Raw genomic sequence first — 26,139 nt, 5'->3', positions numbered from 1 at the left:
CGCCTCAGGCTTTTCCCAGATTGACTTCGATAAAGCGCTGCACCTTGGCAATATCAAGGTCAATGATGCGGATCGGCTTTTGAGTGGATAGCATCTGAACCACGAACAGTTCTCCCGCTTCCGGGAATTCTTCGAAGCGCTGTTGCGCGATCTTTCGGCCGGCCTCACCCGCGACCCTGGCTCCATCGAGAAAAGCTTCAAGGCGCTCAATCAACCTGGCAAGGCGCTCATCATCCATGTCCGGGTTTTCATCAGGATGCAGCAAATGGTAATGATACACCGTCCACAGGAAGGCGGCCTGTTCAACATGCTGGCGCACGATCTCGTAAAGGATTGGCGCCGGCATCAGTTCAGATTCACGGAGCCGCCGCGGATTCGATTGGCCGCGCTGGCATGGCTGGTGACATAGGTTCCACGGATGGTGATGTGACCATCCTTCTCCATGATAATTACGGACTTGCCGCAACGCAGTTCGATGCGCTCATTACCGACAATGTGGACCAAGTCACCGTCGCGCACGATCTGCTGCGCGTGAGCCGGACGCGAAGGCTCCACAAGCTTACCCACGATCAGCGGGTGCAGGGGATCACCCTCCTGAAAGAGCAGCGCAACTTCAGCGCCGATCATGCTGGCATCGAGCCTGGTCAGGCTTCGCGCGGCGATAGCTGTCTCGATAGGGTTTCCAGGAAAGACCACCAGCGGCGATGTGTCGCCAAATCCCAGGAAAATGCCGATTACGACACCATCGATGCGATCACGAACTTCAGCCATACTTCGTCCCTCTAATTCTGGTGGATCTTGCTGCCCTTGAATTTGATATCGCCGGATGCCTTGCCGCTGATCTTTCCGGACGCATCAATGGAAATATCCTTGCCTTTGATGTCGATCGTCCCATCCTTCTTCATGATGATCTCGGCACTTCCGCACTTCAGCGTGATCGAGTCCTTCGCCTCAAGCGTGTAGTTCTTGCCCACGTTTAAGGCCGAGTCGTCGGCGATCTGGACCAGGCTCTTTTTTCCAACCTTCAGCTCATGTGCGCCCGCTACCTGTGTGCTGTCGTCGGCGCCTATCTCTGTCTTGCGGGTCTTGGTGATTTCGGCCATCTGGGCGCCGCCAATTTTTATGCCCTGATCCGCGCCGATCTCGATGCTCTGGCTGGCGGATATGTTCCAGCTGTCGCTGGCCCCGATCGTATGGCTCTGCGCCGCACCAACTGTCACCGACCGTGTCGCGCCGATGGTGTTTGTCTGAGGCCCGCCAACGCTTCGTGTCTCGGATGCACCGACCGTGTCGATGCGGGCAGCGCCAACAGTCACCGTCTGGACAATCCCCACCGTCTGCGAGTGGTTGGAGCCGATCGTCTCCGTCGAGTTCGAACCGATGCCAATCGTCTCGTTCGAGCCAACCGTCAGCGAGCGGTTGACGCCCACCGTCTCGGTATCGTTCTTGCCGATGTTGGTGGTCTGGTCGACGCGGACCTTGACCGTCTTGTTGTTGCCGACGTCCTCGTCGAGGTTGTGGCCGACGGAATGCTTGGCGTCGTGGTCGATGCGGTCGGACTGGTCGTGCTGCACCAGCTTGGTGCGGTCGTGCTTGACCAGAAGGTTGTGGTCCTTCTGCGCCTGGAAATTGACCAGTTCGGAGCCGGCCTTGTCCTCGAACATCAGCTCGTTGTAGCCGCCACCACCTTTGGAGGAGTCCGACTTCCAGCCCGATTGCGTGGCACTGCCCGGCAGGCCATAGGGCGGCATCTGCGAGGCATTATAGACCCGGCCGGTGATGATCGGCAGGTCCGGGTCGCCTTCGATGAAGTCGACGATCACCTCCTGGCCGATGCGCGGGATCTGGATGAAGCCCCAGCCGCTGCCGGCCCAGGTCTGCGACACTCGCACGAAACAGGAGCTGTTCTGGTCGTTCTTGCCCAGACGGTCCCAATGGAACTGCACCTTCACCCGCGCATATTTGTCGGTGAATATTTCTTCGCCGGACGGGCCGACCACCGTCGCCGTCTGCGGCCCGCGCATGATCGGCCGTGGCGTGATCCGTGGTGGACGATAGGGCAAGGCGGTCGGCGCCAGGCCGAGGATCACCTTGAAGTTCTCGCTGTCGACGTCAGCATGGGCTCTGTAGCCTGGATCAAACAGTCTGTATTCGGCGCTGACCACCAAATACTCCTGATTCTGGTCCTCGCGCGGAAAGCTATCCAGCTTGAACGTGCAGCCCGAATAGAGGCCGCGCACGGTGCCGACAGCGGCGATGCGCTGGTGGACGGCCTGGATTTCCTCACGCCGGATCGCGGCCAGGCTGTCTCCCCGGCCCGTTTCGAGATGCGCGCCGGGCTGGCGGTAGTTCTCACCCGCTGCCTCTTTGTGGCTGAACGGCTGGGCCGACTTGGCCATGAGATCGGCGCCCGGCTTCGTGAAATCATAGTCAGTGTGGGCATAGGCGCCTGGGCGCACCGAACTGCCCGGTATCCATTCAGTGATGTATTCGACATCGCGCCGCGAACCCTGACCTTCAAAGTTATAGAGCACTTTCTCGTAGCCCGGCGCAGGCTTCAGCTTGCTCATCGCATCGGCCAGGACAAGCGTGTGCTTGCCGTCATCATGCTCGAAGAAATACAGGATGCCTTCATGCTCCAGCAGCCGCTGCACGAAATCCAGGTCGGGTTCGTCGTACTGCACGCAATATTCGCGCGGGGGATAGGACCCTTGCAGGCGCAGATCGAATTCCGCGATACCGTATTTCTTGAAGATGTCCTTGACGATGTCGAGGACGCTCTTGTTCTGGAAAATACGGCAATCGGTGGTGTTGCCGAGAAACCAGAGCCACGGCCTGATGACCGCCTCATAGTAGGCCAGCCGATCTTCCAGCCGGGTGAGCCGGAACTCGGAGACGATGCCGCTGAACCAGCGTTTCGGATCAGATTCAGCTTCGATCGAGAGCGGCCCGCCCAGCATCTTCAACGGATCGATATCGGAGTCGGTGCTCACGAATCCGACCGTATAGGCAAAACAACGGCTGATCTCATCGCGTCCGACAAGATGCGTGAAGGTCAACAGCTCGGAGCCAACCGGTGTCCGGACAACGGTGGCACGTTCATTGGGCATGGGTCGAGCCCCCTCCTGGACGCGGCCGCCAATGTGATGGATTTGAAGTTCCCGCTATATTAACAGCATTCCGTTCAGGAACTTCTTAAATCCGCCACGCCAGGCCATGTTGAGCCTACCACATGTTTTCCTGCTGGCCAAAGAGGACATGGGGCGACAGAAACCCAAACCGTATCGCGGTTGGTCGGATTCACGCACTGCACCTTCAGGTCTTGTTTCATGCAATGTCGTTTTCTCAAACGGAGGGCACTTTTGGGCGACATGCATTAACCAGCCGGTTCATCGACTTGAAACGCTTCTGTCCTGTTTTACCCGCAAGCTGCTAGAATGGCGGAGTACCGATCAACGATCGACGGCGATCTCGGATGCACATCAGTCTGGAAATCAACAATGTCGACGCCTTGCCCGCTGGTACCTCGACCAGCTACGCGGCGCGTGATCGCGGCTTCGAAATCGGACGCGATGCTTGCGACTGGACCTTGCCGGATCCCGACAAGTTCATCTCGGGCCGCCACTGCGAGGTTCGCTACGAGGCGGGCGCGTTCTGGCTGCACGACATCTCGCGCAATGGGACTTTCATCAACGGATCGAGCCAGCGCATGACCGGGCCACACCGGCTTGGCCATGGCGACCGGATACTGATCGGCCGTTATGTCATCTTGGTATCGATCGACGAAGAGCGCGCCACGGCGGGCTACCCCAGCTACAAATCCGAGCAGCGAGACATGCCGCCCGCGACAGGCCGACCGCTGGAATTCAAAGATGCACCTTTCTTCGATCCCGCGCAGCAACGGCCCGGGCAGCGCATTCCGCCGCACTCCCCACCCCTGCCTTCGACCAGAGACGAGGTCTTGCGGGAGATCGCGATCGGAGCCGGCATTTCGCCGGAATTGCTTCAATTACGCGACCCGCATGAAGTTGCCGCCGAAATCGGCGCGGTCCTGCGGGCGGTGGTCGAGGAACTGACGTTGCTGCTGAAAGCACGTGCGGCCGCGAAAATGCTGGCCAAGAGCACACAACGAACGATGATCAGCGCCGCCGATAACAATCCGCTGAAGTTCGTTCCAGGAACCGGCGAAATCCTCGAAATCATGTTCGCCCGTCGCAGGGCCGGCTATCTTGATGCCAGGCGCAGTATCGAGGACGCATTCCGCGATCTGAAGACGCACGAATTCGCCACCTATGCCGCCATGCAAGCTGCGCTCTCCCGACTGCTTGACGACCTGTCGCCCGAGGCGATCGGCAGGAAACTCCCGCCTACGTCGTTCACATCGAAGAAGGGGCAGGCCTGGGACGCCTATGTCGCGACATGGCGGACCATGGAGGAGGCACATGAAAACGGGATGCTGGACATCTACCTGGCGTATTTCAGCGAGGCCTACGCCAAAGCCGACAAGCAAAAATAGGCGATCCAGGAAACGCCTGGCAGGCCAATCAGAAAAGTCCTCCGACGCCCGGCATCCGGTTCCAATCGACAATTTCTGAGATTACAATCGCATACGACAGTTCGCCAAGCGGGTAAGACTCATTGACCTGGGGGTCTGCGGCAATGTCATGCTACGGCGGGACAGGATTTTCTGGCCAATCCTTCTGCGGACACTGCCGCGGCCGACCGGGGTTGCGGTCCCTTTACCCGACCAGAAACCGTCTTGCGCCTGTCTCGCCCAATCGCGGGTATCCCGCCTGCACGAGTGATCGGCGATGAGCTCGAAGGACGACCCCTTCGGTCCGGCGGGCAAGACCGTCATTCGCGCAAATCCACGGCGCACGCAAAAACCGCCGCCGGTTCCGGAGCAATCCATCGTGGACACCTCCAGGATCGAGGATTCAACCGTGTTCGATCCTGGCGTCGTGCGGCCACCGGGCTGGGTATCAGGAACCGTCATCTATCAAGGCCCGGCCCTGGGTGCCCCAGCAGGTACCAGCTCTTCGGCCGCCGCATCAAAGCCGCCCATCGAGCAGGGCATGCTGCTCGGCGCCGCCGAGGTGGTCAGATACTGCGCGGCAAACACTATTCTCGCTGCGGCCGCTCCTTTGCTGATGCTGTTTGGGCAACTCAGGCTGATGCCTGTCGAAAGACAGGCGGAGCCACTGGCGCAACATGTCGCTGAGGCCATCGAAAAATTCGACCGGACGGTGGAGAAATCGGACGTTGCCGAAGAGGATGCGCGGATTGCGCGTTATGTTCTGTGCGAAACAGCCGACGATCTCATCGGCAACCTGCCTTGGCCTGGGAAAGACGACTGGTCGCAACGCAGCATGTCGTGGCAGTTCTTTCATACCCAGTCCTCCGGCACAGGCTTCTACGAAGCACTGAACAAGATCCTGGCCCATCCCGAGACACATTACGATCTGCTCGAACTGATGCATGTCTGTCTGTCGCTGGGGTTCGAGGGCCAGTATCGCGGCGTGAGGCGCGAAGACAACAATCTCGAGCGCGTTCGACGCGACGTCTACGAGACGCTTCGCTACTTCAGGACGCGTGCGGGTGAAGACATCTCGCCGCGCTGGCAGGGCTTGGCCGAGACGATGACGCAGTCCTCGGCCCGCCTGCCGCTTTGGGTGGTTGCCGCGTCAGCGTCGGCGCTGCTGGCGGCAGCGTTCTTCGCATTGCGGGTCTTCATCTCCAATGAAGGCGACGCCGCCGCAGGTGAATTGCTGGCACTCAACCCATCAATACCCGTCGCTATCGAGCGCGCCAGCGTGGCGCCGCTGGTCGAGCCAGCCAAAGTCGCCCCACCGGCGGCCAACGCTCAGATCGATCGTATTCGTGCGGCGCTGGCCAAGGACGTCGAAGGCGGCGGACTGGCCATTGGCACCAAGGGCGACTTCATCGTCGTGGAAATCAACAATCTGCTGCTGTTCCAGTCCGGCAGGGCCGAGACGAAGCCGGAATTTCAGCCCATCGCCGCCGACATCGCCGCGGCTCTTGAGCACGAGCCTGGACCGATCCGGATCGTCGGCCACACGGATAATGTCAAACCGCGTCGGTCGAGCGCCTTCAAATCCAACTTCGACCTTTCGCTGGCCCGGGCCAAAGCCGTCGAAGCGCTGATGGCCGCGAAATTCAGCGATCCCTCGCGACTGACGGTGGACGGCAAGGGCGAGGACGAACCGATCGCCGAAAACGCGACGCCGGAAGGCCGCGCCAGGAACCGCCGTGTCGATGTGATGATCCCCAGGGAGGAGACATTGTGACGACCTGCTGGAAGCATCCATGACGCGTTGGCTGCTGCGGATATTCAGCATGACCGCGCTGATCGGCTTCGCGACGGCCATATGGTTTGCCGGCCCCTTGATCCGCTTTGCCGATAGCCGGCCGCTCGGGCCTGCCTGGCTGCGTGCAACGATCATCGGTGTAATCGTGGCGACGCTGGCGCTTGTTCACGGGCTGCGTTTCTGGCAGGGGAGGAAGGCGCAAAAAGCGCTCGAAACCGTCGTTGCGCACAATGATGACCGCGATGATGACGATGGGCGGCTGCTCGAAGCCCGCATGAATGAGGCCTTGGCGGCGCTCAAAGGGTCGAGCGGCAAGCGCAACTTCCTCTACGACGTCCCCTGGTACGTCGTCATAGGCCCGCCGGGTGCCGGCAAGACAACGGCACTGGTCAATTCGGGGCTGAATTTTCCGCTTGCCGGTTCAGGAGACGCCCAACCGGTGGCCGGCATTGGCGGAACACGTGCCTGCGACTGGTGGTTTACCGACCAGGCCGTGTTGATCGACACCGCAGGTCGCTACACGACGCAGGATTCCAATGCTGAGAGCGACAAGAAGAGCTGGCTCTCCCTCCTGTCACTGCTCAAGAAGCACCGCGCCCGGCAACCGATAAACGGCGTCATCCTGGCCATCAGCCTTGCCGATCTGATGAGCTTCGACGACCGGCAGCTAGATACCCACGTCGCCGAGATACGCAACCGGCTGAGGGAAATCCACGAGACGCTGAAAGTTCAGTTTCCAGTCTATCTGATTTTCACCAAGGCCGATCTTGTCTCCGGTTTCATGGACTACTTCGGCGGTTTCGACGAGTCACGAAGGCGCACGGTGTGGGGCGCGACATTCCAGACCGCGGAGCGCGACAGGAACATGGCCGCTGGAGCCCCTGCCGAATTCGATGCGCTGGCAAAACGACTGGCCGACGAGATGGCCGACCGCCTCCAGGAAGAGGCTGATCCCGTCACGCGCATCTCCATCTTCGGTTTTCCGGCACAGTTCGGCGCACTAAAGGGCCGAGTTACCAGCTTTGTCGCCGCTCTGTTCGATCCCGGACGCAGCCAGGTGAATGTCAGCCTGCGTGGATTGTATTTTTCGTCCGGCACGCAAGAGGGCACGCCTATCGATCAGGTGCTGGGCGCGATCGGCCGCAATTTCGGCGGCAATTCCCGCCCTCACCTTTCTGGAACCGGCAAAAGCTTCTTTTTGCATGATCTGCTGACGGACGTCATTTTTGCCGAATCGGGCTGGGTTTCGTATGACAAATCGGCTGCAAGGCGTGCGGCGATCGTCAGATTTGGTGGCCTGGGTGCCATAACGCTGATCGCCGCCGCCGCACTGGGTACGCTCGCCCTGAGCTTTGCTTCCAACCGGTCGCTGATCGCCTCCACAACGCTGGCCATGGGCCAGTATCGCGAGACGGCGGCCCCGTTGCTCAAGGCCAGCACGGTCACCGATGTCGACCTTGAAAACGTCATCGGCCCGCTTGACCAGTTGCGCGATCTGCCGGCCGGGTATGAAACCGGTGACTTGCCGACACCGTTAGAGGAGACGTTCGGCCTCAGCCAGAGGGAGAGACTTCTTTCGGCATCCAAAACAGCCTATCGGCAGGCGCTGGAGCGACTGCTCCGATCGCGCCTGTTGATCCAGGCCGAGCGGACGATCCAGGCCAAGATGGCCGATCCCGTCGCCCTCTACGAACCGTTGAAAATCTATCTGATGCTTGGCGGCAAGGCACCGAAGGTCGATGACGCTTTGATCGTTTCGTGGATGAAGCGGGACTGGGAGCAGAACCGATATCCGGGCGAAAACAATCGCGAAGGACGCGAGCAGCTCGAAAAGCACCTGCGCGCCATGCTGGCATTGGACGACGCCTATGATCCGGTCTTCGAACTCAACCAGCCGCTTGTCGAAGCCGCTCAACGTTCACTCGGGCGTATGAGCCTTGCCGATCGCGCTTCGGCCTTGATCAAGTCGGCTATAGACGCAGCGGTGCTGGACGATTTTTCACTGTCTCAGAAAGGCGGGCCGGAAGCGCAGCTGCTGTTCGAGCGCATCGATGGCGGCGATCTGTCAGGGCTTCGTATTCCCGGCATCTATACTCATTCCGGCTTCAACACCTTCTATCTCCGGCAACTGTCGCGCATTGCGCAGATGCTTGTCGACGAGCAGTGGGTTCTCGGGGGCGGCGGCGAACAAGGCGATATCAACCAGCAATTGCTCAAGCTCGGCCCCGAACTTCTTGATCGCTACGGCAAGGAGTTCGCGGCCGCGTGGAACGGCGTTCTCGGCCAGTTGAAATTCAAGGCGATGCTGACGGACAAGCCGCACTACATCGCGCTTTCGGCCGCTGCCTCCCCAAGCTCACCGATGAATCAGCTCTTTGCGGCAATCGCCGATGAAACAGCTCTGACGCGGGACTCAGGTGACGGCCCCGATCCCGGCACCGAGATCGAAGGCACGGCCCAGAACCCGCCGCGCAACCCCGCGGATCTGGCCAAGGGCCTGGCCCGCATCGGCATAACAATCGCCAGCGGCAAATCGCAAAGCCGCGCCGGCACCGGGGCCGCCGACGCACGGAACTTCAGTCCAGGAGCAAACATCGAAGCGCAATTCAGACCATTCCAGGCCCTGGTGAACGGCCCTGCCGGACATCGCCCGATCGATGCTCTGACCCAAAACTTCAGCGATATCTATCAGAGCCTGCAACTGGCGGCCGAAGTTCCTTCGCAGACGGAACGCGTCAATTCGAACCTGCAGCTGCAGATAGCCACGCTTCGCGCCAATGTCTCGCGCCTGCCCAAGCAACTCGGCCGGATGGTCAACGCGACGGCGGATGAGTTCGAAGGCAACGTTGCCGAAACCTCGGTGACCAACTTGAATCAGATACTTGACCAGACGGTCACAGCCCCTTGTGAAGCCGCAATCAGCGGCCGTTATCCCTTCGCCCGCGACGCCACCGAGGATGTTGCGATGGCAGATTTCGCCAAATTGTTCGCTCCTGGCGGCTTGCTGGACCGGTTCTTCGCACAAAATCTAGCATCGCTGATCGACATGACCAGCCAGGACTGGACTTGGAAACAGGATGCGCGCTTTGGACGCGACCTGTCGAAATCGACCCTGAAAGACTTCCAGCTTGCGGCGGAAATCCGCAGCGCCTTCTTCCCATCGGGCGGTTCGTTGCCTTCGGTCAGCATCACTTTCACACCGTTCTCACTGAATGGCGATGTCGATACGGCGATACTCGATGCCGAAGGCCAGATCGTCTGGAGCAATCAGACGGGCAACGCGCCGAGCGCGGTCACCTGGCCGGGCGAGGCAGCTTCCGCGTCCGCCAGCCTAAGCTTGACGCCGGAGATGCCAGGCCGCGAATCCGCCATCAAGTTCGAAGGGCCCTGGGCGCTGAAACGACTTCTGGACAAGGCTGCCGTCACCGGCGACGACAGCAACATGCAAGCGCGCTTCGTGATCGGCGGACGCGACGTTACTTATGCTCTCCAGACAGGCTCAGGCTCCAACCCCTTCTTCCTCCCGGCCCTGTCCGGATTCAGCTGTCCCAAGGCGTTTTGAACAGGGTTCATCTGCTGAACATGGCGTCGGTCCGCTGACCACGACGTTCAAAGCCTGGTTTTCCTTAGTTTTCGATACTTTAATGTTCGAGCCTGTGGCAAAGTGGCGCCAGCGAGCGTCCAAAGGTGCGCCGCAGAAGGACGCTTGAAAAGCGCTTGGTGGCAAATTGAATACTGTCGCCCTTTCCGTTGAGAGCTTCGGCGTGAGCCACAAAGGCTGTGTCCGTGAGCTCAATGAAGACAGCTATCTGGTCGAGCCACAAACTGGCGTCTGGGTGGTAGCCGACGGAATGGGTGGACATGACGCCGGAGAGGTCGCTTCCGCCAGTATCGTCGATCATCTGTCAACAATCGGCATTGCGAGCTCAGCTCCCGATCTTCGCGCCCGCTTCGAGGACAGGCTGGGCAGGGCCAATGCCGAGATCCGAGGCATATCTGAATCCCGCGGCATAACCATCGGTTCCACCGTTGCCGCCCTGCTGGCGATGGACGGGCGGTTTGCCTGCCTGTGGGCCGGTGACAGCCGCGTCTATCTAGTCCGCAACGCCTCGATCTCGCAGATCTCGAGAGACCACACCGAAGTTCAGGAGCTCATCGACCGCGGTATCATCAGCGCAGCCGAAGCACGCACGTGGCCGCGCCGCAATGTCATCACGCAAGCGATCGGCGTCAGCGACGAGATTGTCATCGATTTCCAGCAGGGAGAAATCATGCCGGGGGATATTTTTGTGTTGAGCACGGATGGTCTGACGGCGCATGTCACCGACGCCGAGATCGAGGCGGCGACGGTGTCGGCGACACCTCAGGCAGCCTGCGAGAACCTGCTCGACATGGTGCTGGCGCGCGGCGCAACGGATAACGTCACGATCGTCCTCGTAAAGATAGGACACGAGCGCGATGGCCAATTGCCTCCTCCATATCTGCATAGAGCGAAGGCCTGAGGTTGATGGGCTCCGACGACAAGACGCGCATATCGGGGGGCATGGCCAACACCGTCGTAGGCACGCAACTCAGCGGCATCTACGAGCTCGACGAACGCATCGCATTCGGTGGCATGGGCGAGGTTTACCGTGGTCATAATATCCAGACCGGTGACCATGTCGCGATCAAGATCGTCTTGCCCGAGTTCGCCCGTGACCAGACGATCTTGTCGCTGTTTCGCAAGGAGGCATTGATCCTCAATCACCTGTCGCATGACGCGGTCGTGCGCTACCACGTCTTCACGATCGATCCCGGGATCGGCCGTCCCTACCTTGCCATGGAATTCGTCGACGGTGAGTCGCTGTTCGACATCATGCGGCGTGGCGCGATGCCGGCGGCTGATGTGCGCAAGCTCTGCCACCGCCTCGCCTCCGGCCTGAGCGCCGTGCACCAGGCGGGAGCAATACACCGCGACCTCTCGCCCGATAACATCATCTTGCCGGGAGGCCGGGTCGACCGCGCGAAGATCATAGATTTCGGTATCGCCCGGTCGGCGAGTGTCGGCGGTGAGACCCTGATCGGCGGAAAGTTTGCGGGAAAATACAACTATGTTTCACCCGAACAGCTCGGGCTCTACAGCGGCGATGTCAGTGAGCAATCCGATATCTACAGCCTGGGGCTGGTGCTGGTTGCCGCCTTGCGCGGCAAGCCAATCGATATGAGCGGATCGCAATTCGAGGTCATCGAAAAGCGCCGGACCGTGCCTGATCTCACCGACATCGACGATGATTTTCGTGACATCGTTGAACCCATGCTGCAACCGGATCCGCAGGACCGACCGGTTAGCATGGCGGAAATCGCCAGGATGACGCGTGACGAAAACGAGGAGACAACCCCGCCGGCGTCCATCACACCCCGCGATCGGTCGGCTTTGCCGCGAACCTTTGCATCCGGCAGCAAAACCCAGGCACGATCACACAATGTTGAAAGGCACGACGACGCAGCCGCAGCGGGCCCAGGCGGACAGCCCTTCGTAGAGCACGTGCGGCCCGCGCATTTGTTCGAACGGCCGCCTCCGGCGCCGATGCCGCGCGAGGCCACGGCGCGTTTGCCTGGAAGGTCCACAAAGACCCGAACCCTGGCGATCGCTGGCTTGGCGATGCTGGCTGTGGCCTCCGGCGCGGGCCTTTACCTGGGCGGCTTCATGACGCCTGCCACACCGACTGCCGGCAAGACATCGCTTTTGGCACCGGAGCCGTCCAAGCTCCCGCCCGGCCTGTCAAAGCCGCCCCTGGCGGACTCTGCCGCCCCTGAGCCGGCAAAGGCAGTTTCGCCCGTGCAGGCCAGCGGACAGGCGGCTGAAAATCCGGCAGATACGTTGGGGGTTCAAAAGCCGGAGCCAACCAAGCCCGCCGAAGTCCCCTCGCAGAACGACGTCGTCGCGAAGCCACCCGCAACGGACGCCAGGCCGCCACCCGAAAAGGCATCGCCGCCAATCCAGCCGGATACGATGACCAGCGACAGTCAAACGTTGGCCGCTTCCAGTGAGACAACCGCCCCGACGCCGCCGGTAGAGAAAGCCTCGACGCTGCCGCCCGCTGAGCCCAAGGTTGGCGAGAGCCAAAAGCCCGAACCGCAGGCCAGCAAGCCGGCGGCACCCGCAACGCGGGAGCCCAATCCCACTGCGGCCCCGCCGGCTGTCGCGAACGCCGAGAGCCCTGCCTTGCCGACAAGCAACCAGCCGGACCAACCTGCTGTCGCGTTGAACGTGCCCAAACCGGAGATTCCCCCGGCCGTCGACGACATCGCCCAACGGGTGTCATGGGTTCGCGACTTCGGCGGCGGCGACTGTTTCTATGCGACGATGACCTCAGCAACCGACAAGGCTGCCGCGATCGAAGGCTTTGGAACATCGGTCCAGCCATTCGAAGGCATGCTGGCCGAGTTCCAAGCCAAATTCCATGTCGAGCCGGACATCAGCGTCCGGCTCATTGAACCAAGCCAATGCGAAGTCACCAATTTTCTGCGCTTTATCGGGCAGACCGCATCAGACAAGCCGCAGCTTGTTCTCGATCGGACATCGGTGCCAAACGGTACGCCGATCAGCGGAACGCTGGTGACGCGTGGCGGGCTCAGGTCCAGCGTGCTGTTGATCGACCATAAAGGCATGGTGTTCAATCTCGACGACCGCATCGTCGTAGAACCCGGCAAAGCTACTTTCAGCATCCCGATTGGTCTCGGGGCCGCCGACAAAGCCGCCGGAAAGGCGGTGCCGCAGATCATAATGGTGATCACGGGCCCTCAGGACATCCAGGCAGCCGCGTTCTCCACGCCCATGCCAGCCTCGGTGCTGCTCCCCAAGATTCTCGAAGAAATCGAGACCGACGGGTCTCAATTCTCGGCCACCGCCCAGTATTTCCGGCTCGGCGGATAGCATGGGCGCCCGATGCAACTCAGCCGCTCTGACCCGCCGATAAGGCAGTTTGATCCGGTTCGGGCCCCTGCCCTGCGTGGCAGCATGAGGCTTGCGGTCATGGGGGGGGCGGCCCTGTTGGCCGTGTTGTCATCCAGCGAAGCGCGCGCCGAGTTCACGGTCTGCAATCAGACTCTGGATGTCGTCAATCTCGCCGTCGGCCAGAAGGTCGACAATGCGGACCAGACCGATGGCTGGTGGACCATCGGCGCCAATCAATGCGTAAACGTCATTCGTGAGGAACTGACGAACCGCTACATCTACATCTACGCAACGGACGTGTTTGGTCATGCGATCCTCACAGGATCGACCGAAATGTGCATTGAGCGGCGACGTTTTTCGATACGCGGCATCGACGAGTGCTGGCAGCGCGGCCATATCGCGGCACAATTTCTTGAAGTCGATACCCTCGAACAGGCGCGGTGGACTTTCTTCCTTACGGGAAGCAATCCGTGACGCACGGTATCGACACGAGCTTCAGGCAGAAAAAGCAGGCGCGCGCGGCCCTTCGCAGGCGCACGCTTCGGCGCAGGCTTGTTGCCGGTCTCGCGGTGGCTGTGCTGCTCTCTATCGCCGCCGGTTTCTACCTCACCGCCGAGTATTGGTCGTTCGGAGACGAAGACGAGGAGTTGCATGCCGTCGAAGGGGCGGACGATATGCCGGCGGATGCATCCGTGTATGTGCCAGCCATTATCGATCTGGCGGGGGACCCGATGTGGATCACGCTGGCGCCCGATGCCAGCGCCGCAACCAAAGGCCGGACAATGCCGCGCCCGGCGGAACTCAACCAGGCCGGCGTTTCTCCACAGATCGAAATCCTGTCTGACGTCATGCTTAGCGCGAGCGAAAAATTCATGACAACGATACCGTCGACGCAAGAGGATTTTGCATTCTTCCAGGCGCAACGAAAGACTGCTGCCCCCCCATCCGGTGATCTGCAGAATGATCTTGAGCCATCGCCGATAGAGGGGGAACCAGCCGCAGCGCCCGACCAAAGGGCGGACGCCGATGATCCCGAAGCCGGCTGGGGCGAGACCATCGATGCGGGCGATGCAGCCCTTCCCGCATTCCAGAAGACGCAGATCGAAAACAACACGAGTGTCGCAACCGTCTCGAATGAGTATCAGCGGTTCGAGGCGACCGAAGACACGTTCGTGAAAATCCTCAACGACCGCTCTTTGGACAGCGTCGCGCTCGATGCGCATTTCTCCGCAGAGGACGCCAAGCTGGCAGGGCAAGCGCTGAAGGCGCTTTTCAACCGCGACGGCCTGGAACCGGGCTATGTCATCGCCATGCGTGGTTTCAGGCCGAGGCGCGAGACGACGACCATGTCGCTGATGCAGGTGTCCATCTACGCCAAGAACGTCTTTGTCGGCACGCTGACACGCAATGCGGCGGGCGCATTCGTATCGGGTGTCGATCCCTGGGTCCGTGAAGATCTGTTCAACTATTCGGGCGCACAGGGGGAAGGCACGCACAAGCGGCAGTATCGCCTGCTCGACGCGATCTACTCGACGGCGGCTCGCAACAGTGTTCCAACCGGCGTGATCGGCGAAGCGATCATGTACCTATCGCGAGGGCAGGATCTGGACGCCTTCGCCAGCGAGGACCAGCGCCTTGTGCTGATCTACTCGCAAACGCCGCGCGGCAAGGGCGAGACTGACGGGCGTGTGCTGTATGTCGGCGTGCAGGGCACCGAAAAGAGCCTCGACTGTTTCGTCTTCCAGCTGAGCGAGGGCCAGTTTGCGTGCGTTACCGGTGACGATCAGGTCCGCTCGCTGACGGTCACCAACGGCATGGTCACGCCCGTCAACGGGGTGATGACATCCACCTTCGGGCCACGCAAGCATCCAATTCTCGGCACCGTTCGCATCCACAAGGGCGTCGACTGGGCGGCTCCCGTTGGCACGCCGATCGCAGCCGCCTTCGATGGTGAGATCACCTTCCAGGGCGATGGCGGCAGCTATGGCAATCTGGTGAAGATCTCGCACCCAAACGGGCGCGAGACGCGCTATGCGCATATGCTGAAATTTGCAATCGGGACCGGTGTCGGAACCAGGGTGAAAGCCGGCGATGTGATCGGCTATATCGGCACCACCGGCCTTTCGACCGGGCCCCACCTGCATTTCGAACTCTACCAGAATGGCGCAGCGATCGACCCACTCGGCACGGTCACCGCGGTCGCTTCCGACGATTCCGCGGTCGAGACGCTCACCGACCGTATCGTTCATGTCGAAAGCGGCGGCAGCGCTCGCGCCAAGAACCCAAATTCCTCAGCAACCGGTGCAGGGCAATTCATAAGCAAGACCTGGATCAGGATGATGAACACCTACCGCCCGGAACTTGCGCGCACGCTGTCGACAGCCGACCTGCTCGCACTGCGCTACGACGCCACGATCTCGCGTGAGATGGTTCGGAACCTGGCTCGCGAAGGCGAGGCCTATCTTCGGGAGCGTGGTCACCAGATTACGGCGGGCAGACTCTATCTCTGTCATTTCCTGGGAATGGAAGGCGCGCACCAGGTGCTGTCGGCCACAGGTTCGGCGCAACTGAGCGCCGTGCTGGGGTCGGCCGTCATCCAGGCCAACCCGTTTCTCACCGGCAAGACCGCCAGCTACGTCGTGGACTGGGCCGAAAGGAAAATGGGCCAGAAGCTGGGCCGCATGGCCACTGGCGCCGCCCAGCAGACAACGACCACGGAGGTCCGCCAGTCGTCACCGGAGTTTGAAAAATACAAGCAGGCCGTCACCGCCGTCATAAGCTCAATTCAGAATACGCTTTGAACCACGCTCGCGCTGCTCTATCAGATGCTCACCCCTGTCCAAATTCCATCGGGTAGAACAATCTTCGCCCCATCCCCAGGCTGCGGCGCAGCTTTGCGTGGCTATTGTGTCTTTATCCGCATTTCCACGCGGCGATTGAGCGGATCGTATGGGTTGGAACTGCGCGGGTTCTTTTCACCCATGCCGACCGCGTTGATGCGATCAGCCTCGATGCCGCTGGCCGTGAGGAAGGCGGCTACCGATTTCGCTCGTCGTTGCGACAGGCCTTCGTTGTGGTGCACCGTGCCGGTGGCATCGGTATAGCCTTCGACGACGAAGCTGAACGTGCTCAGCCGGTTGTCCTTCAGGGCTTTGGCGAACTCGTCGAGTTCAGCGCGCGCGGTGGCGTCAAGTTCGGCCGAATCCAAGCCGAAATTGATCAGCATGTCGAGGCCGGTTTTCACTGCCGACGCGTCATTGGACTTGCTTTTGCACTCCTCCGCGGAGCCAACACAAATCCCGCGGGACTTGCCGAGATCGGCCGCACCAGCAAAAAACTTCACGATGTCTTCCGATTTCTGAACGGGGTCGGCGGAAGCGTGGGTCGAGAAAAGCACGACCGCCAACACAAAAGCTGAACTGCTCCACTGCATAGCGGCTCCTCCTGGTTGAGTATTCCGATTTTCGATGTTGGGATCATAGCAAATTCGCAGGCAATTGTCTGTCTGCAATCGCCGGGGGCGTGACAGTTGTTGCCGCGTCACCGGTTGAGACTTGACCCGCGCCGCGCCTAAGGCTTGAGTGGCCAAGCTTCTCGATGAAAGCGTGGCGATCATGGCCAATGGGCTCCGGTTCAAAACGGCAAGGGATCTTTTCGCGGCGTGTCCTGCTATTGCGCGGGACATGAGGAGCCTTCCAACCGACCAGCGCTCGATCGAGTTTTGCCGCGACCTTCTCGCAGGGCGCGTTCCCGAGGAAGCGGTTACATTTTGTGCCTACCTGCTTCCCGAGCGAGCCGCGGTCTGGTGGGCCCATGAATGCCTGAGCCACCTGGCCGACCTGTTGGATGAGACCGATCATCAGTTGCTCCCGCTGGTCCACAACTGGGTGGGCGAACCGGACAGTCTCCGCCACCAGGCGGCGCTCAGCACAGCCGGCGCGACGCCGCCAACAACGCCGGTCGGCTGGATTGCTCTGGCCGCGGGATGGCGTGACAATGGTTCGGCCAGGGCCGCGACGATGGCACCGGCGTTGCTGCCGTTTCCAGCCGCCCACGCAATCAATGCCGGGATTCTGGCCGGACTGGCGCGTGTCGCACTGGCTGACCGGTTCACCGTTCTTTCGGCATTTGTCGAAATGGGCATCCAGATGGCTGAGATCGAGGCCCTGAGCCAAGCAGCGGATGCGGATTAGAGCATTCGCCCGGCAGAAACCGATGGATGCCGTCATCATCCTGGCTTACTTACAGCCACCTTGCGCCCATTTTGCGAGCGCCACCTTGAAGCGCGTTCCAAGCGGATGTTGAAGCCGTAAGACAGACACGTCGTTGGCGGCGAAATTTTTCGACTGTTCACACAGCCGGGCCTCGTTCCATTCATGGCAACCGTCGCAGTGCTTTCCTTCCCATACCGACTTGTCGAGCCCCTCCACAGGACTGAAGCGTGGCTTGCCCTTGATCAGCTCCGCAATGCTCTTGCCGTCGATTTCCGGATCGCCGAAATCGACAGGATGGTCAAAAAAGATAGGCTCGTCGGAGGCAAGCCTTGGGATTTTCTGACGAAGCATATCGAGCGAAAGTTGGGCGTCGTCGGCGCCCGACGGGTTTGCCGCAACGTTTCGCCCATCCGAACCGGCTTCCGATTTCTGAGTGGTCGCCTCGCCGACGATCAGCGGTGCGTTGAGGTCGATCTTGTGCAGGACGACCTCAGTGGTCAGCGAGACATTGCTCCAGGGGCGCTGTTTGCCGGCGGTTACCTTGAAGACATCGGCGGTAACGCGGTTCATGGCTTCGGTGATGGAAACGTTTGTTTCGCCCATATGCGCCAGCAGCGCCGAAGCGAACGGCGAATGTTGGCCCGACCCGTCAAAGGCGACCTGATTGGGACTGGTGGCGAACGCGACAAGCGTGCCGGCGCCACCATTCTCGATGGGAATTTCGGCAAGGCCGCTTCTTGCTCCCTTCACGCCGGCGGTCTTTGCCAGCACTTCGGCAAGCGGATTGTCACGGCAAGCGTCGAGAAAAATCAGCCTTATGCTGGTCTCGCGCGACATTTGCCGCAGGACGAAGTCCACGGGCACCGCCTCGAAATCGAGCGAAGTCTCGTCCTCGAGTGCTGCGTCGACCGGAAGAAGGTAGTTGCTGCCTGAAACCTGCAACCCGTGGCCGGCGTAGAAAAAAAGGGCGATATCGGCGCCGCGCACCTGCTTTGCGAATTGCGCAATCGTCGTCTGGGTCTGCAATTTGGTCAGATCGAAGCCGGAAACGACTTCAAAGTCCAGATTCTCGAGGCGTTCGGCCATGGCGTGGGCGTCGCGTACCGGATTGGTCAGCGCCGGCGCATGCTCATATTGGGAGTTGCCAAGGACCAACGCAACACGGCGTTCAGCACTGGCGGCCGACAAAGTCAAAAGCAGTGCCAGCGCTACAAGCGCAATGGCGCCCACAAGTCCACCGCAATGGCCGATACGATCAAAACCCACCCGGGACAACAGGGCGTCCCTCAGTTGACGAGCTTAGTGGCGGAAAACTCGATCCGCCGATTGAGCGCCTTGTTCTTCGGCGTGTCGTTGTCGGCAACCGGGCGCTCCTCGCCATAGCCAGTCGCCGCGATCTGGGTGCGCGGAATGCCAGCGGCAACTATGGCGTCGGCAACCGCCTGGGCCCTTCGCTCCGACAGGCGCTTGTTCTCGATGGGCGACCCGTCGGAATCGGTGTGTCCAGAAACCTCGACCTTCAGGCCCGGGCACTTGCCCACGACGCCGACGACCTCAGCAAGCAGCGGCCGGCTTTGGCGATCGAGCCGCGCGCTCGCCGTTCTAAAGTAGATGGCTCCGGTGCGCGACAGCACCGCGAACCTGTTGAGGCACTCCTCGTCGCTGAAGCTGGTCTTCGCCGCATCGGTGGTGACAGGCCCGACATCGGCAGTGCTCGCCGCAACCGGTTGGACAACAGCCGGCTTGCTGCCGTCAGCGACGAAAACGAAATCGAATGAAACCGATGCCGTGGGAACAATATTGGTCACGTTGGCCGCCTGCTGGAGTTTATCCACGTTCGGCAGCAATCCGAAGTCTTCCACATGCACGGCGACAGGAGCCTCCGAAGCGACCGACACCATGGTGTCGCTGATCATGGTGACCACGATGTTGGCTTGAAGATCCTTGTCGACCCCGTGCAGGCTGAGACGGAACGGAAGAACCGCCTTCACACGTCGCTTGGTCGCCAGGTCGGCAAATGCGGCGGGATCTACCTTCGCGGTCAGTTCGGCGGAGGGAAACTTGAATGTCTCGAAGAAAAGGAACCGCATGCGGACGTTGCGAAGGTCAACCCCTGTATCGACCGAATTGAGGTCGAAGGTGACTTTCGCATCACCCGCCGAGGTGAGGCTACCGGAAATATTCCTGATCTTGTTGGTTTCGACGATCGTGTTCTTCTTGACCGATTGGTAGGTCAGGACCGAAGCGGTCGAGTCCAGCGTCCAGTTCGTCTCTGCCTTCGCAGTTCCCAGTCCGGGCCAAATCAACACCAACAACGCAACGACCAAGCCAAGCGCGTTTATAACGAGCCAGCCTCTTGCCCGTGTTTTCCACCAGACTCCCACGACTTCGAACATGGAACCCCCTGCCTAGAGCAGTTCACGATTTCTCAGCGAGGAGCATAGAACACTTGCTGTCGCTTGGCGAGCATCTCGCGTGGTGCGGTGCACCACTCCCGAGCGATGCAAATCTCGGGTTCATCGTCTTGGTTAGAAGGCGATCTTCAGTCCGAGCTTGGCGCCGATGGTGGAACTGTCCGATGACACCTTGCCGCGAACTTCGCCGTTGACGGTGGTCGCGGCCGACATCTTCAGGTTGAAGCCGGTCGACAGCGCGGCGGAAAAATCGGCATCGTTGAAGTCGATCTCCCTGGTGTCGATTTCGGTGGTGTTCTTGTAGCCGAAACGCTGCTGCAATTCGCCTCGCGCATAGGGGCTGATCACCATTCCGTTGCTTAGCGTGTAGTCGCCATAGATGCCGGGCTCGAGCTTGATCGCGCCAAAAGAAAGCTTGCTCTTGCCGAACTCGTTGCCGCCGCTGTCTTTATAGGGATCGCCACGGAAGGAAACGCCAAGCAGGCCGCCACGCAGATCGAAGCGGGTGCGCTCGCCCAGCTTGAAGATATGGCCGACCGATGCCGTCACTGCATAGCCCTTGGTATCATAGCTGCCGGTGGTGCCGAGCACGCCGTTCGTCACGTCGCTTCCACCGATGAAGCCGGAGGCCGAGACGAGCGCGTAATTGTAGTCCTTGCGAAACAGCGCGTAGCCGCCGAACAGGCCGGCCTTGTTGGTACCTTCGCCGATGGCATCAAATCCCCGAAACGCGCCGAGGTTGACGTCGGTCGAGGCGTAGCCGGCGAAAACGCCGATGTTCAGGCCGTACTCATTGTCGAACTGGAAGTGTTTGGCGGCATTGAAATCCAGGCTGATGGCAGCCGAAAAATCATTGGCATCGAAGCTCGGGCCGGAGCCGTTCAAGCCGCCGCCGCTGATGTTGTAGCCGTCATGCTCGGTATGGGCGAACTGGCCTGAAGCAAAGACCCCGAAACTTTCCGAAACCGGCACCATTCCAGAACCGGATGCGGGCGAGAGATGCAGGTCAGCATCGAGCGCGTCGCGGTTTATGCCGTAGAGAGCCTCGATTGCCACCGCGACCGCGCCGGCGTTGGTGGCACTGGTCGGCGCCGCCGCAATGCCAAAATTGACTGGCGTGGCACGCAGGAACACGCTGCCATTCGGGCCTGTGACGATCGCATAGGTGAAAAGCGAACCCGGTGTGCCGGGCACGCCTGCGACGCTGAACGTCCCGGTGACCGGGCCGTTGGTCGAAACAATGAGCGGTATGTCGGTCGGCTCGGCAAATTGCGGCGTGCCGAGTAGGTTGACGATGATGGTATTGGCGCCGGTTGCCGAAAACGCATCGGCAATGAGCTGATCCGACTGAGATGTCTGCTGGTTGATGTCGAGGCCGATGCTGGCACCGTTGAGGGTGAGGCCGCCTAGCGTCAACACATCGCCAGCGACACCGTTCGTCATGTCGATCAGCGAATTCGTCGCGATGATCGAACCCGGCATGGTGACGTTGCCGTTGATGAACAGCGTCGAGCCACTGCCCAGGTTGAGGTGGTTGATGCCTTGTATGCCGCCGTTGAAGCGCAGCGTGGAATTGTCGGAGGAAAAATTGTCGAAGCCGGTAAAGTTCTGGCTCTTGCCGCCGGCAGCGAGATCGGTGCCGGTGATGGTGCCGTTGGCGCCCGTGCCGCTGAACAGAACGCCATCGCTCAAATTGAGTGGGTCAACCGCACCGATGCCGTCGATCACGAGCGTGTCGGGACCAAGACCGGTAATGTTACCGCCGATCGTGCCGCCCGACAGATGGACATGCTCGGCGTCTATGCCGCCCGTGATGGTGCCGCCGGTGACCGAGACATTGTCGAAGCCGGCGCCGCCGGAAACGCTGGATCCGATGGCGCCGCCGCTGATGACAATCAGATCGTCACCGACATCGCCGGTGACCTCTCCCGCAAGCACGCCGCCGGAGACCAATATCTGATCGTTGCCGTCGTTGCCTTCCAGAAAACTGTTTATGGTGCCGCCGCGCAGCGTAATAACATCATTGCCGGCACCACCGCTTACCGCACCCGCAAGAGTGCCGCCGGTCATGTCGAAGGTGTCGTCACCATCCTCCAGCCCGACAGAATCCGTGCCCTCCCCACCCTCACCTGGGTCGATGCCGACACTGGCGTTGCCCGAGATCGATACGCTGTCGTCCTGGCTGCCGGCATAGATCGAGCCGTCGACCGTGCCGCCGCTGACGGTATAGGTGTTGCCGCCGCCTTCGCCGAACACCGAGCCGGTCACATGGCCCGCGGTCATGTTGAAAATGTCGGCGCCGCCCGCAAGATCAACGATGCCCGGCGATATGGTTGTGCCGACGGTTCCACCGTCGATGTTGACGGTGTCGTTGCCCTCGTTGCCGAAAATGCTGCCGCCTATGGTGGCGTTGCCACTGACCGTTATTGTGTCGTTGCCGGCCTCTCCATCGATATCCAATTCGATTGCGGTATTGCCGCCGATGCTGACCTGGTCGTCGCCGGCCCCGGCATCCACGGCCTCGACGTTGCCTCCCCCTATGGTAATGGTATCACCGCCCTCACCCCCAGAGATGATACCGACGATTGGCTCGCTGAAAAAAACGCCTTCCTCGACCTCGAGGATACCGACCGATATCAGGTCGTCACCGATGCCACCGGTCACATTGCCGACCTGTGTGCCGCTGCCGGATATCACGACACTGTCGACACCATCTCCAAGATCGATGTCGTGGATGCTGCCGGCCTGGATGATAACGGTGTCATCGCCCGCCCCGGCGTCCAGATTGGCGTCGACATTTGGGGCGAACGGATCGCCCGACAAATCCCCATAGGACATCTCGAACCGGTCGTTGCCGCCAAAGAGTTCGAGGGTCCCCTCTGCCGACTGCAAGGATGTCGTTGCCGATGACGTTACCGGCGGCAGGCCACTTATGACGGGGGTAGGCGTGCTGTTGTCCAGGATACCGCCAAAGATGCTAACAATGTCATCGCCGTTTCCGTCATAATCGTTGACGATGACTGTCGACGAGTCGTTGGCTTGCCCCTTGTATCCCGCGAACCCCGTCGTGAATACGCCGCCGACATCCTGGACGTTTCCAGTTGTGCTGCACTCGACCGTGACCGATGTCGTTTCGAACGTCGTTTCGGCCGAGATGCCTGAGCCGACTGTTGTACCAGCACCGCTTGCGATAGCCGAGCACGCTTCCGCGCCAGATATCTGCAACGTGGATGCCGCCGCTAACGCAAGCAACGAAACACCCGCCAATTGATAGGCCTCGCGCGGCACTCTCATTCGATCCCACCTTACGAGAATCGATACCGTCACAGTTAAGGCAATTACAATAAATCACCGGCCCTTCAATGGGGCTCGTTGACTTGATTGACAGGCAGTGTACGCAGCGCGCTGCTCGTCGGCAATGGTTAGGCGTTCGCTCTCAGGCCACTATAAGGTCATGTGTGGCGACAAGGTCACTATCGAACTCAGATTGAACCGCTCAGATGCAGTACAACGCGGTACAAGGACGCGAACATCTAGAGGTCAGAATAGGCTGCCGAAACGGTCAGGCTTCCCGCGTGGGCAACCTTGCGGTCGTAACTTGCCCATATTTCCCCGCCGCACTGCTGGGCCCAGCGATGACAAAAAGAAAAATCGGTAGGCAAGTCCACGTCCGGCGTCACGATCTTCGAAAATGGCGTCAGAAAGCTCTCGAACTGTGCGGCGTATTTGTTTTTTCTGTAGCGCGACCGGTTCACCGTTTCGGGCAGTTTCTCAATTATCCTGGCGACGCAGTCGCGCGAAACCAAGAAGATACCCGTGCCACATAGCGATACCCGCACAAAGCCGCCCATCTCCTGCCGCGGTTCGATGATGGTTCCGAGGAACTCCAGGCTTTGCGCAAAGGCCTTGTCGAACGGCAGTTTCGACAGCGAGTGAAGTTTGCGAAGGTCGACCAGACGCCGCGGATACAAAGTGCCGACTACAGGCTTGTCGAGCGCCAGCATCGCGGCAATGAGATCGGGCGAAAAGCCCATGTCGCTGTCGATCATCAGGATGTGACTGCAGTCCAGCTTCTTGTAGTAGAAATTCGTGAGCAGATAGTTCCGGGAAAACGGTATATCCGTGTACTCGATTTCCGACAGCGTGAACGCGTAGCTGGAAAGGCTTTCGTGAGTCAGGGCCGCAAAAAGGCTGCGAACGAATACGCTTTTGTAGGCTGCTCCGTAAACCGGCAGCGCGAGGTTGATCTTGGTCGGCATCGAGCCCTCCACGGTCCAGTGACTGCATACAAATCCCTTTTTCCTATCTTTGACAGGATACTTGGTATAAAAATTTGCGGGCCTTTGGCGGCACGGGGTCCAAACGCTCGGGCAGATTGCGTTTGCGTCTGGTGCGTTCGAAGGCCGCCGGATCAAGATTGACGCAGGCTGGAACGAGCATGCCGATATGACCCACCGCCACGGATACTTGCGCATCCCGCTGCTCATGCTTTTCGCGATTTTGAGCACGATCGACGTTCGCGCCGCGGTCGAACAGAACGCCTCATTACAGCCGCGCAACCGGCTGGCGATCGTCATCGGCAACACGAACTACCAGAGCAAGCGTCTCGAGCACCTCGCCAACGCGGTCAACGATGCGACGAAACTGTCCGACAGCCTGAAGCGGCTGAACTTTGAGGTTCTGACTGGAACCGATCTTACCGCCGATGGCTTCGTCAAGCTTTTCCATGGCGCCGAGGCGAAGCTGCCCGAAAGCAGCGCCGTGCTGATCTTCTACGCCGGCCACGGCATGCAGGTGCAGGGCGAAAACTACCTGCTACCGATCGATACGCCCGATCCGGAAAACCTGGACAAGCTGACGGCGCACGCCGTCAAGCTGAATGATGTGATCGCCAAATTCGCCAGTCGCGGCCGTCAGACCTTCATCTTCCTTGATGCCTGCCGCAACAATCCGCTGGGCAGCGGCGCCAACATCTCCAACGGTCTGGCGCAGGTCGAGGTCGGCGAAAACACGTTTGTCGCCTTCGCCACCCAGCCCGGCAACGTCACCGTCGACGGGACAGACGAAAACAGCCCGTTCACCACTGCGCTTCTAAAAAACGTCGAAATTCCTGGCTTGAGCATTTCGGACATGATGATCCGCGTCCGCAATGAGACCGAGGCGCTCACCGTCGGCCGCCAGGTGCCGTGGGATCAGTCGAACCTGCGTGAACAATTCTATTTCACCGAACAGCAGATGCTCGATCCGGCGCAGTTGAGCGCGAGCCTGTCGCGCATCCTGTCCGATCCAGACGCCAAGAAGAAGCTGCAGATAGAGCTCGCCTCCAACGACCTGCAGACTGCCGTGCTCATCGTCGGACAGACGCTGCGGTCCGTCGAGATTCCGGCACCGTCAGGCGGTTCAGCGGAGCCGGTCGGCACTCGGGTCGCCAATCTGTCTTCAACCGAAAGCGTTGCAGTCGCTCGCCAGAGCGTCGTCTCCGGCCTCGAAACTCTCATTGTCGGCGCCTCGGCGGGCGAAGCGGAAAAGGACAAGGCAGGCGATCTTGCGCGCAGCATTCAGACCGAACTTCGTCGCCTGGGGTGCTACCGGATGCAAGTTGATGGCGATTGGGGCACAGGCTCCATCCGTGCCCTCACCGACTACTACAAAAATACCAAACAGATCGCACCCACGACCGAGCCGACCGTCGGATTGCTCGGCGATCTCTTTTTGCGTTCCGGCAGAATCTGCAAGCAGCCGGTCATCGTCAAGGCCAAGCCGGCTAAAGTCGCGTCGGACAACGGCCCTTCGCAAACCGGTCCCAGCCGCAAGGCGGCGAAACGCGCGCAGGCCGTCCCGCAACGCCCCATAGCCCCCCCACCGGACATTAGTGGGGGGATAGGCATCGGTGGTGTGTTTTAGGACCGTGGGCGGTCAGGCGGATGTTTGGCAATGTAGCTACATCAAGCAGTTAGGAACTAGTGGAACAGCAAAGCATTCAAGTCTGCTCCAATGTTTTTCGATGTTCTTGTCCCATCTACAACGCTGAATTTCGCCCGATGAACGACTCGCTCGCCCTACCTCGCGAAGAAGGATCGTGACGGAGTTTCGGTCCCTCATTGGAAAGTCGCGGTACGAGCAAGGAGCGTCTCGATTGGGGCCGCAAGCGGCGGCCGGACGTTTCGGGCATGGGACCTTCAAAAGCGGACACTCAACGGCGCGAGCATCTCGCGCGTGAACGATGCAGACTCTGTCGCTGCTTT

Annotated in this window: 17 protein-coding genes; 9 read left to right on the top strand and 8 right to left on the bottom strand. The window is 60.3% G+C overall.

Translation table 11 applies throughout. The features are described from left to right. Window positions 1-4: 4 nt before the first annotated feature. The 3 genes from AC0L2D_RS20250 to AC0L2D_RS20240 are packed head-to-tail and all read right to left on the bottom strand — an operon-like array spanning window position 5 to window position 3,110. On the bottom strand, window positions 5-346 hold the full coding sequence (locus AC0L2D_RS20250; RefSeq protein WP_224621389.1) for a hypothetical protein: 342 nt from the start codon (window positions 344-346) through the stop codon (window positions 5-7). Further along, complete coding sequence (locus AC0L2D_RS20245) at window positions 346-771, bottom strand: DUF6484 domain-containing protein (RefSeq protein WP_473542114.1); 426 nt, start codon at window positions 769-771, stop codon at window positions 346-348. Before AC0L2D_RS20245 ends, AC0L2D_RS20250 begins: the two co-directional genes overlap by 1 nt. Before the next feature lie 11 nt (window positions 772-782). Next, window positions 783-3,110, bottom strand: coding sequence for a type VI secretion system Vgr family protein (locus AC0L2D_RS20240; protein WP_473542112.1), 2,328 nt, complete (start codon window positions 3,108-3,110; stop codon window positions 783-785). A gap of 365 nt (window positions 3,111-3,475) precedes the next feature. Here AC0L2D_RS20240 and tagH point away from each other — a divergent pair, with 365 nt between their 5' ends. The 7 genes from tagH to AC0L2D_RS20205 all read left to right on the top strand — a co-directional run bounded on the left by tagH (window position 3,476) and on the right by AC0L2D_RS20205 (window position 16,067). After that, on the top strand, window positions 3,476-4,516 hold the full coding sequence (tagH, locus tag AC0L2D_RS20235; RefSeq protein ID WP_473542110.1) for a type VI secretion system-associated FHA domain protein TagH: 1,041 nt from the start codon (window positions 3,476-3,478) through the stop codon (window positions 4,514-4,516). A gap of 295 nt (window positions 4,517-4,811) precedes the next feature. Beyond that, complete coding sequence (tssL, locus tag AC0L2D_RS20230) at window positions 4,812-6,308, top strand: type VI secretion system protein TssL, long form (protein ID WP_473542108.1); 1,497 nt, start codon at window positions 4,812-4,814, stop codon at window positions 6,306-6,308. A 19-nt stretch (window positions 6,309-6,327) separates the two neighbouring features. Continuing rightward, on the top strand, window positions 6,328-9,891 hold the full coding sequence (gene tssM / locus AC0L2D_RS20225) for a type VI secretion system membrane subunit TssM (protein WP_473542106.1): 3,564 nt from the start codon (window positions 6,328-6,330) through the stop codon (window positions 9,889-9,891). A gap of 166 nt (window positions 9,892-10,057) precedes the next feature. Then, window positions 10,058-10,831 carry a PP2C family protein-serine/threonine phosphatase gene (locus AC0L2D_RS20220; protein ID WP_013525286.1) on the top strand — a complete coding sequence of 258 codons (774 nt, stop codon included), beginning with the start codon at window positions 10,058-10,060 and terminating at the stop codon, window positions 10,829-10,831. A 5-nt stretch (window positions 10,832-10,836) separates the two neighbouring features. Further along, complete coding sequence (locus AC0L2D_RS20215) at window positions 10,837-13,245, top strand: serine/threonine-protein kinase (protein ID WP_473542104.1); 2,409 nt, start codon at window positions 10,837-10,839, stop codon at window positions 13,243-13,245. Between the two features lie 84 nt (window positions 13,246-13,329). Beyond that, complete coding sequence (locus AC0L2D_RS20210; protein ID WP_024504491.1) at window positions 13,330-13,740, top strand: DUF1036 domain-containing protein; 411 nt, start codon at window positions 13,330-13,332, stop codon at window positions 13,738-13,740. Beyond that, window positions 13,737-16,067 (top strand): M23 family metallopeptidase, encoded by a 2,331-nt coding sequence (locus AC0L2D_RS20205; RefSeq protein WP_473542102.1) that lies wholly within the window; start codon window positions 13,737-13,739, stop codon window positions 16,065-16,067. Before AC0L2D_RS20210 ends, AC0L2D_RS20205 begins: the two co-directional genes overlap by 4 nt. 101 nt (window positions 16,068-16,168) lie before the next feature. Here the strand turns inward: AC0L2D_RS20205 and AC0L2D_RS20200 are convergent, their stop codons facing one another. Next, window positions 16,169-16,699: an OmpA family protein gene (locus AC0L2D_RS20200; protein ID WP_275954861.1), complete on the bottom strand. Its 531-nt coding sequence runs from the start codon at window positions 16,697-16,699 to the stop codon at window positions 16,169-16,171. Window positions 16,700-16,847: 148 nt separating this feature from the next. Here AC0L2D_RS20200 and AC0L2D_RS20195 point away from each other — a divergent pair, with 148 nt between their 5' ends. Then, window positions 16,848-17,459 (top strand): DUF6931 family protein, encoded by a 612-nt coding sequence (locus AC0L2D_RS20195; RefSeq protein WP_473542100.1) that lies wholly within the window; start codon window positions 16,848-16,850, stop codon window positions 17,457-17,459. 45 nt (window positions 17,460-17,504) lie between these two features. Here AC0L2D_RS20195 and AC0L2D_RS20190 read toward each other — a convergent pair whose 3' ends face one another. From AC0L2D_RS20190 to AC0L2D_RS20175, 4 genes are all read right to left on the bottom strand, one after another. Continuing rightward, complete coding sequence (locus AC0L2D_RS20190) at window positions 17,505-18,746, bottom strand: caspase family protein (RefSeq protein ID WP_224673649.1); 1,242 nt, start codon at window positions 18,744-18,746, stop codon at window positions 17,505-17,507. Window positions 18,747-18,766: 20 nt separating this feature from the next. Beyond that, window positions 18,767-19,876 (bottom strand): OmpA family protein, encoded by a 1,110-nt coding sequence (locus AC0L2D_RS20185; RefSeq protein ID WP_473542098.1) that lies wholly within the window; start codon window positions 19,874-19,876, stop codon window positions 18,767-18,769. 132 nt (window positions 19,877-20,008) lie between these two features. Next, window positions 20,009-23,188: an autotransporter gene (locus AC0L2D_RS20180; RefSeq protein ID WP_473542096.1), complete on the bottom strand. Its 3,180-nt coding sequence runs from the start codon at window positions 23,186-23,188 to the stop codon at window positions 20,009-20,011. Window positions 23,189-23,427: 239 nt separating this feature from the next. Beyond that, window positions 23,428-24,153, bottom strand: coding sequence for a hypothetical protein (locus tag AC0L2D_RS20175; RefSeq protein WP_013525277.1), 726 nt, complete (start codon window positions 24,151-24,153; stop codon window positions 23,428-23,430). A gap of 187 nt (window positions 24,154-24,340) precedes the next feature. Between AC0L2D_RS20175 and AC0L2D_RS20170 the strand changes: the two genes are divergently transcribed. Further along, on the top strand, window positions 24,341-25,798 hold the full coding sequence (locus AC0L2D_RS20170; protein WP_473542094.1) for a caspase family protein: 1,458 nt from the start codon (window positions 24,341-24,343) through the stop codon (window positions 25,796-25,798). Window positions 25,799-26,139: the final 341 nt, after the last annotated feature.

Source organism: Mesorhizobium sp. WSM4833, from assembly GCF_055811095.1.
The sequence above is the reverse complement of the archived record's forward strand: the minus strand, read 5'-3'. Positions and strand labels throughout refer to the sequence as shown.